The sequence below is a fragment of the Cupriavidus pauculus genome, from assembly GCF_008801835.1.
In the GTDB taxonomy this organism is placed as follows: Bacteria; Pseudomonadota; Gammaproteobacteria; order Burkholderiales; family Burkholderiaceae; genus Cupriavidus; species Cupriavidus pauculus.
In genome coordinates, this window is the sequence record NZ_VZOW01000067.1 from 1 (window position 1) to 7,542 (window position 7,542).

A 7,542-nucleotide genomic window follows, 5' to 3' on the forward strand; every position below is an offset into this window, starting at 1 on the left:
AACCGGATGGTGTCACCCGCTTTCACCGGGATCGCGTCGGGCGAGAATCGCATGGTGTCGTTCATCGTGACGTCCACCGTACGCGTGGCCTTGGCACTAACGCCAGGTTGTCCTGCGACCGATGCAGCCGGTTTGCGCGTGGCCGAGCTGTCATTGCTCGGGGCGGCTGTCGCCAGCGACGGTACAAAGGCCACAGCGATGAGAGAAAGCGCGAGTGTCTTCATGGCGAACCTCGGTGGTGGGATGTTAGGGATGGGCCGAGTCGGATCGACTCAGCCTCTGAATTGGACGGGTCTTACATTTGCATGGGGGAAAGAATGCCGAGCGATGCAACCAGAATCAGGATCAGCGTCGCGGCGCCGGTCTCGATCGTCAGGCTGCGTTGCAGCGTGCGTACGGCGACCACGTGATCCCCGGTGCGAACCGCATGTTCAAGCTGCGGGCTGAGATGGAAACGGTTGGCCGCTGCGAGCAGCAGCATGATGCCGAAGAGTGCTAGCTTGAATAGCAGCAGGCCACCGTACGACGCCAGGCTCAGTTCCGGCAGTTGCAACCCAATAATCATCCAGTAGTTGACGACGCCGGTGACCACCAGGGTGGCAACCACCATCGTGCCGACCTGGGCGAATCCATTGGACGTCCGGCTCAGTAGCGCCACCTTGTTGGGGGTTGCGGCCGTGCGGGACAACACAACGAAGGCAATCAGGGCACCGAACCATGCGCCGGCTGCGATCAGGTGTGCGATGTCTGATGCAAGGTGGATATAGCCCTTCACGCCGTCGTCCATCGCGCCGTGCCCTCCCCACGCCAAGGTTGCCAGCGCGAACGCGGCACCGCCTGTTATGGCGCTGAACTGGGACAGCGGCCGATTACGCAGGAAGAGCGCGGCGAGCAGACACAGGAACAGGGCAACCACACGAACAATCCAGGCCGTACCGAACGCGGTCCCGGTCACAATCATCTCGAAAACGTGGCCTTGAAGTTCCGTGTACGAAGCGGCGCCCGTCATGCCCTTCGCCATGACGGCGATGTTCACGAACGACAGGACGATACCGAGCGTTGCGGCCACCTTGCAAAGAGTTGCAAAGGAGGCACCGATCGGTGACCGCCGCTCCTCCTGGCGCAATGCATACAAGGCGAACAGCGGAAGGCCAAACAGCGCTGCGAGATCTAGATAGAGTGCGAAACGCACTGCGACAGTTGCCCAGTCCATTGCAGCTTACTTGACGGTGAAGGTGATATTGCCGTTGATCGGATGGGTGTCGGACGACACAGCGCGCCATTCCACACGATAGTTGCCGGGGCTGAGCGGCTGCGTAGGCGTGACCACCATGGTCTTGGGATCGTCGCCGCCGGCGACCTTTGCTGCGATCTTCATCGGCGAGTGGTCAGCCATGCCCGGCATGCCGGTCATCAGCAGATTTGCGCCTGAGAACTGCGTCGAAAGATTCTCCGAGAACTTCAGTTCGATCTTTTGGGGAGCGGCGACTTCCGCCTTGTCAGCGGGTGTCGATGTGAGCAGCTTCGGGTGCGCAAAGGCCACGGAGCTGACGAGCAATGCGGCAGCCGCGAGGGTCGCACGAATAGTGAGGCGTGATGCTTGCATGAAAAACTCCAATTGCTGGTGGGGTGAGAAAGGATAAAGACGATCAGAACCACATGCGAATACCCGCGACGAAGCGCGTCTCGCCGCTGCGACCGCCGGAGGCTCGGACCATGTTTGCGGTATTGCCAAAGCTTTGCGAGCGTTCGATACCGATGTACGGCGCAAACTGCCGGCTAAATTCATAGCGCAATCGCACTCCGACAGCGCCGCTGGAAAGGCCACTGCCGATACCGATTTCGGGGTCGTTCTTGCCGTACAGGCTGGCTTCCAACCTGGGCTGCAAGATCAGCCTCTGGGTCAGCAGCAAATCATACTCACCGGAAAGGCGCAGCGCGGTTCGTCCCTCGGTGCCGACATAGCCGGTTGCCTCGACTTCGAACCAGTAAGGCGCCAACCCTTGCACACCGAACGCAAGCCAGTTGCGTGCAGGGCGCCCATAGCCGGCGTCGTTCCGGACACCCAGTTGGGTGTCCCAATACGTGGCAATGGCGTGTCCCCACAACAGTTCGGTGCGGGCTTCGGGAACCTTGCCCTTTTCCACCTCGCCTTCTGCCTTGATCACGAACTTGTTGAACGCATTCCCAATCCACGCCTGCGCTTCGTAGGATGCCGCATTGCTTTCGTTGCCTTTGGTCCATTCAAGGCGATCAACGAGAACGGACGCGAAGATATGTTCGTCCGCCATATGCAGCGACCGGCTGGGGCCAATCGCGTATTGGCCGACGCCGAGCTTTGCGCCGTCGGAATAAGCATCTGGATCTCTGGCGTCCGGCGGAGCGCTTCCACCCTGCATCTGCATGGCGCCATGATCCATGCCCTGCATTGAGCCCTGGTCCATGCCTTGCATCTTGCTGTGGTCCATGCCCTGCATTGAGCCCTGGTCCATGCCTTGCATCTTGCTGTGGTCCATGCCCTGCATCGAGCCCTGGTCCATGCCCTGCATCTTGCTGTGGTCCATGCCCTGCATCGAGCCCTGGTCCATGCCCTGCATCTTGCTGTGGTCCATGCCCTGCATTGAGCCTTGTCCTGCGCTCGGCGTCGAGCCCTGCTTCTTCGCGGTTGGGGCTGCCGCCTTCTGGGGGCGTGAATCCGGCGTCGTTTCGTTTGCCGGCGCACCATCGTTGTTTGAACTGTTGGGCGAATGCGAGTGCTGTGCCCACGCGGCGCTCATTCCCGCAGCGAGCAGGGCGGCGACTGCAATTCGAGTGTACTTGTACATGGGATCTGGTAGTCGGTTGAAGAGAGTCGGATCAGGCCACAAGTACTTCGCGGAACATCCCGGCATCCATGTGCAACATAAGATGGCAGTGCCATGCCCAGCGGCCCAATGCGTCGGCGGTTACGAGGAAGCTGACCCGCTGCGCAGGTTGGACCGGGATGGTATGTCGCCGGGCCTGGAACGAACCGTCAGGCGACTCTAGCTCACTCCACATGCCGTGCAGGTGCATCGGGTGGGTCATCATCGTGTCATTGTGCAGAATCACACGCAGTCGTTCACCGTACTTGAAGCGGACCGGTGTGGATTTGCCGTACTCAACACCATCGATTGACCAGGAGTAGCGCTCCATGTTGCCGGTCAGGTGCAGTTCAACTTCCCTGGCGGGGCCACGCTTGTCGAGGGGGCCGCCAATAGTATGTTGATCGGCCAGGGTCAGAACTCGGCGCCCATTGTTGCGCAGGCCGATGCCGGGGTCGTCGAGATTGGTTCGGGCCATGTCCACGTGCATGTCCGTGGTGGCCCCATATTCGGTCTTGGCGTGCCGCGCCTTGGTGCTGGGGACCTTGAGCGAAGCGTCCATGGCGCCCATCGCGTGCTGGCTATGGTCCATGGTCATGGCCCCGTGGTTCATGCCACCCATGCCACCCATACTGCCCATCATGTCGGCCATGGTGAGCCACTCGGGCTTGTCGACTGCCGGCACCTGTGCGCTCAGTCCTGCTCGCACTGCGAGTGTGCCGCGGGCGTAGCCAGTGCGATCCATGGATTGGGAGAAGATCGTATAGGCGTCGTCTCGCGGCTCCACCAGCACGTCGTAGGTCTCGCCGGCACCAAAGCGGAACTCGTCAACGCTTACGGGCTCCAGATTTTGGCCGTCAACTTGGATAACTTTGAGCTTCAGGCCGGGAATACGGACGTCATAAAACGTATTTCCGGACCCGTTGATGAATCGTAGGCGCACTTTCTCACCGGGCTTGAACAGGCCTGTCCAATTGCCAGCGGGGGTGACGCCATTGGTCAGATAGGTCAGCGTGGCACCGGAAAGGTCCGCGAGGTCGGTCGGATTCATCCGCATCTCGTTCCACATCTTGCGCTTTTCGAAAGCGCTCTTCACACCGTCGTTTGAAACGTCGCGGAAGAAATCGAAGACGGTCGGCTTGTTGTAGTTGTAGTAGTCGCCTTGAACCTTCAGTTTTGACAGGACCCGCATGGGATCCTCGTCGGTCCAGTCCGAGAGCAGAATCGTGTAGTCCCGGTCGGCTCGGACACCGTCCACGCCGGCGGCCGGATCAATCACGATGCCGCCATACACGCCGGTCATTTCCTGGAAGCCGGAATGCGAGTGATACCAGTAGCTTCCGGTCTGTTCGACCTTGAACTGGTAGGTAAATGTCTCGCCAGGGGCGATACCGGCGAAGCTGATCCCCGGTACGCCGTCCATCTGGAACGGCAGGATGATGCCGTGCCAGTGGATCGACGTGTGCTCGCGCAATTGGTTCGTTACGCGGATCGTCACCGTGTCACCTTGCCGCCAGCGCAACGTCGGACCGGGAAGCATCCCATTGATAGTTGTCGCCACCCGCGGCGTACCGGTAAAGTTGACAACCGATTCGGCGATGACAAGGTCAAACTCCGTCCCCGTCAATACCGGGGCGGTGCCGGATGAAGCGCTTTCGGGGAGTCCCGATGATTGTGCCCACGCAGTTCCGCCCAAAGCACTCAGCCCCGCCATTACCCCGCCGGCGGCCAAACCTTGTACGAAACGGCGGCGTGGCAGGTTGGGCAGCAAGATGCCAGACAGTCGATCACGTCGCATGAAAATAGTCCTTTTCGCTTGAATGGCCGCTTCGGTTTTTGCGGCAGGTCAAAGAGTAGCGAGATGCTGGCTACCGACGACTTACCTGAACATTACATTCCGGACAGGTTGGGGTCACCTCGGTGCGTACTGGGTAGACTACGCCGAAGATAAAAATTTGTATTAACAAAACCCGGCCGATCGCGTTGGGAGGAGGTTGGGTAATGAAACTGCTGGTAGTGGAAGATGAAGTCAAGACGGGGGAGTATCTCCGGCAGGGCCTGACCGAGGCGGGGTTCGTGGTCGACCTGGTCGCCAATGGACTCGATGGTCAACACTTTGCGGTCAATGAAACCTACGATCTCATCATCCTCGATGTCATGCTGCCCGACGTCGACGGATGGCATATTCTGCATGCCATCCGCGCGTCAGGGAACGCGGTCCCGGTCTTGTTTCTGACGGCGCGAGACAGTGTTGCCGATCGCGTGCGAGGCCTCGAGCTCGGCGCGGATGACTATCTGGTCAAGCCATTTGCCTTTTCGGAGCTGCTTGCCAGGGTCAGGACGCTGCTGCGTCGAGGCGCGGTGCAACTAGCGATGGACCGGATTCAAGTGGCCGATCTGATTCTGGATCTGAGCCGGCGGCGAGCGTCTCGCGGTGGGCGACGCATCACGCTGACCAGTAAGGAATTCGCCTTGCTCGAGTTGTTTGCGCGTCGAAGGGGGGAGGTGCTTCCCCGATCCCTCATTGCCTCCCAGGTGTGGGACATGAACTTCGATAGCGATAGTAACGTGATCGACGTGGCGATCCGGCGCCTGCGGGCAAAAATCGATGACGGCTTTGAAGTAAAGCTGATCCAGACTGTGCGCGGCATGGGATACGTCCTCGAGGCACCTGAGGATCCTCTATGAGGCACCGTCTGTCCCTGACTGTTCGGCTGACCATCCTGTTCTCGCTTTCCTCCGCAGTGGTCCTGCTCGGACTTGGCGTGCTTATCTGGCTGGCGATGGACCGGCACTTCGCCAACGAAGATTTTGTGGTGCTGGGGGACAACATCCGTCTGATTGAACGCGTCGCGGATGAAACTCCTGTGGAACGTCTGCCTGCGCGCCTGCAGGAGTTGGTGGAGCACCATCCCGGCTTTGTCGCACGGGTGCAGACCGCGCAAGGCAAGACGATTTTTGCCACGCGGGATTTCGATTTCAGGCCGGCGGAGAGCGCTACGAACGAGGGGCCGAACTCCGAAGGCACCTTCGTGTGGCAGCAGGAAACCAAGCACTACCGCGGCATGCGAGCGGAGGTGCCCGTTTTAGGCTCGGATGTGGGCGCCTTGAAAGTGGTCGTCGGAATGGACACGGAGATTCATGCACACTTTATGCATGCCTTCCGCCGGTCCTTGGCTTTCTATACAACGCTCGCTGCTTTCGCTAGCGGCTTGCTGGGCTGGTGGGCTGCGCGCCGCGGTCTGGCGCCACTGCGCATGATGGCATCGCGCGCTAAAGATGTGACGGCGAACCGATTGGATGCGCGCATGCCGGTGGCCGCGGTGCCAGTCGAGATGGCGGATCTCGCGGCGACATTGAACGCGATGCTCGAGCGTCTGCAGAACGATTTTCAACGGTTGTCGGAATTTTCGTCAGATCTGGCGCACGAGTTGCGCACCCCGATTACCAACCTCATGACGCAGACACATGTCGTTCTGTCCCAGCCGCGTGACGCCGCAAAGTATCGCGATGTGCTGACCTCAAACGCCGAGGAATTGCAGCGTCTTGGACGGATGGTCTCGGATATGCTGTATCTGGCAAAAATGGAGCACGGCATCACGCTGCCCAATGAGGAGTCGATCGATATTGCCGATGAAGTGCTGGCACTCTTCGACTTCTACGACGCGCTGGCCGAGGACAAGGGGGTCAACCTGCAACTGCAGGGGAACGCCAAATTAGCGGGCGACCGTCTGATGATGCGTCGGGCGCTCAGCAACCTCTTATCCAATGCGCTGCGTTACACCGCGGAGGGTCGTCAGATCCTGGTGTCTGTACGGGAGCACGGAACTGATGCCATGATCGTGGTGGAGAATGAGGGCGAGGAAATCCGGCCGGATCTGCTTCCTTACATTTTTGATCGGTTTTTTCGGGCAGATAAGTCCAGGACGCGACTGGATTCGGACAGTGTCGGACTGGGACTGTCGATCACCAAGGCGATCGTGGTTGCGCATGGCGGAAAAATTGCCGCGGACTGTTCCGGCGGAAAAACCCGTTTCACCATGACGTTCCCGCATGGTCGCCTCGGACTGACCTGAGGCCCGCGCAAGGGCCTCGCGCACAGCAGCGCTGCCTGGGGTGGGCTGCCGTGCTGGTCAGCTTGCGCCGCGAGGCGGAAGCAAGTGACCCGATGGGCTTTCAAATCTTACTGCAGTGGAGGCAAGCGTTGCGTCGAATTAGATATGGAATCGTTGGGCTGGCGAGCTTATCGGGGCTTGTCGCTCACGCACACATCATCCCCATCCCGGACGTGCAACCTGCCGCGGCCGCCTATCTGGCGCCGGGCGCGTCGGGAAAGACATGGCCGGCGACGGAGTGGGTCGTGGAGGTGGACCGTCTCGACGGCCAGCCTGCGAGCCGTGCCGTCCGGACCGGTGAGTCGGTTTCGCTCAGCTTGCGAAACCTGGGTGAAAAAAGCATCGACGTCGCTGTCGTGCTATCGCAGAGCGAAGCCATGACGCCAATGGCGAATAGTCAGCCCGTGACGATTCATTTGCTTGCGGGGGAACGGCAGGAATGGAGAATGCAGGCAACGAGGCCGTTGCGGATTTTCGTTTCTGCATCCCCCGAGTGGGCGAAGTAGGGCGCGCAACGCGCCCTGGCAGCATCAGCCCCCTTCGCTGTGGCCCTTCCTGAGGGCTTCGTCGAGCCTGAAAATCTC

At 60.1% G+C, this 7,542-nt stretch carries 7 protein-coding genes and 1 pseudogene; 3 read left to right on the plus strand and 5 right to left on the minus strand.

Annotated features, from left to right (window positions below; all coding sequences use genetic code 11):
• From F7R19_RS29045 to F7R19_RS29065, 5 genes and pseudogenes are all read right to left on the minus strand, one after another.
• Window positions 1-224: pseudogene (locus tag F7R19_RS29045) on the minus strand (cupredoxin domain-containing protein); the annotation flags it as partial.
• A 71-nt stretch (window positions 225-295) separates the two neighbouring features.
• Window positions 296-1,213, minus strand: a complete 918-nt coding sequence (gene copD / locus F7R19_RS29050; RefSeq protein WP_008652092.1) for a copper homeostasis membrane protein CopD — start codon at window positions 1,211-1,213, stop codon at window positions 296-298.
• Window positions 1,214-1,219: 6 nt separating this feature from the next.
• Entirely contained in the window at window positions 1,220-1,606 is a 387-nt protein-coding gene (copC, locus tag F7R19_RS29055) for a copper homeostasis periplasmic binding protein CopC (protein WP_008652096.1), read from the minus strand.
• Between the two features lie 43 nt (window positions 1,607-1,649).
• On the minus strand, window positions 1,650-2,825 hold the full coding sequence (locus tag F7R19_RS29060; RefSeq protein ID WP_150982930.1) for a copper resistance protein B: 1,176 nt from the start codon (window positions 2,823-2,825) through the stop codon (window positions 1,650-1,652).
• Between the two features lie 31 nt (window positions 2,826-2,856).
• Window positions 2,857-4,641, minus strand: a complete 1,785-nt coding sequence (locus tag F7R19_RS29065) for a copper resistance system multicopper oxidase (protein ID WP_071040748.1) — start codon at window positions 4,639-4,641, stop codon at window positions 2,857-2,859.
• Between the two features lie 203 nt (window positions 4,642-4,844).
• On the opposite strand from F7R19_RS29065, the gene F7R19_RS29070 reads away from it, so the two are divergent.
• Genes F7R19_RS29070 through F7R19_RS29080 form a run of 3 tightly spaced genes read left to right on the plus strand, consistent with a single transcriptional unit; the run spans window position 4,845 to window position 7,464 of the window.
• On the plus strand, window positions 4,845-5,531 hold the full coding sequence (locus F7R19_RS29070) for a heavy metal response regulator transcription factor (protein WP_008652575.1): 687 nt from the start codon (window positions 4,845-4,847) through the stop codon (window positions 5,529-5,531).
• On the plus strand, window positions 5,528-6,919 hold the full coding sequence (locus F7R19_RS29075; RefSeq protein WP_008652574.1) for a heavy metal sensor histidine kinase: 1,392 nt from the start codon (window positions 5,528-5,530) through the stop codon (window positions 6,917-6,919). The genes F7R19_RS29070 and F7R19_RS29075 overlap by 4 nt, the downstream gene beginning before the upstream one ends.
• A 50-nt stretch (window positions 6,920-6,969) precedes the next feature.
• Window positions 6,970-7,464 carry a hypothetical protein gene (locus tag F7R19_RS29080; RefSeq protein WP_011514844.1) on the plus strand — a complete coding sequence of 165 codons (495 nt, stop codon included), beginning with the start codon at window positions 6,970-6,972 and terminating at the stop codon, window positions 7,462-7,464.
• The last annotated feature ends 78 nt before the right edge of the window (window positions 7,465-7,542 follow it).

Coding starts and splice junctions, on each gene's coding strand:
- copD (WP_008652092.1), bottom strand. CDS start 1,213: ATGGACTGGGCAACTGTCGCAGTGCGTTTCGCACTCTATCTAGATCTC.
- copC (WP_008652096.1), bottom strand. CDS start 1,606: ATGCAAGCATCACGCCTCACTATTCGTGCGACCCTCGCGGCTGCCGCA.
- F7R19_RS29060 (WP_150982930.1), bottom strand. CDS start 2,825: ATGTACAAGTACACTCGAATTGCAGTCGCCGCCCTGCTCGCTGCGGGA.
- F7R19_RS29065 (WP_071040748.1), bottom strand. CDS start 4,641: ATGCGACGTGATCGACTGTCTGGCATCTTGCTGCCCAACCTGCCACGC.
- F7R19_RS29070 (WP_008652575.1), top strand. CDS start 4,845: ATGAAACTGCTGGTAGTGGAAGATGAAGTCAAGACGGGGGAGTATCTC.
- F7R19_RS29075 (WP_008652574.1), top strand. CDS start 5,528: ATGAGGCACCGTCTGTCCCTGACTGTTCGGCTGACCATCCTGTTCTCG.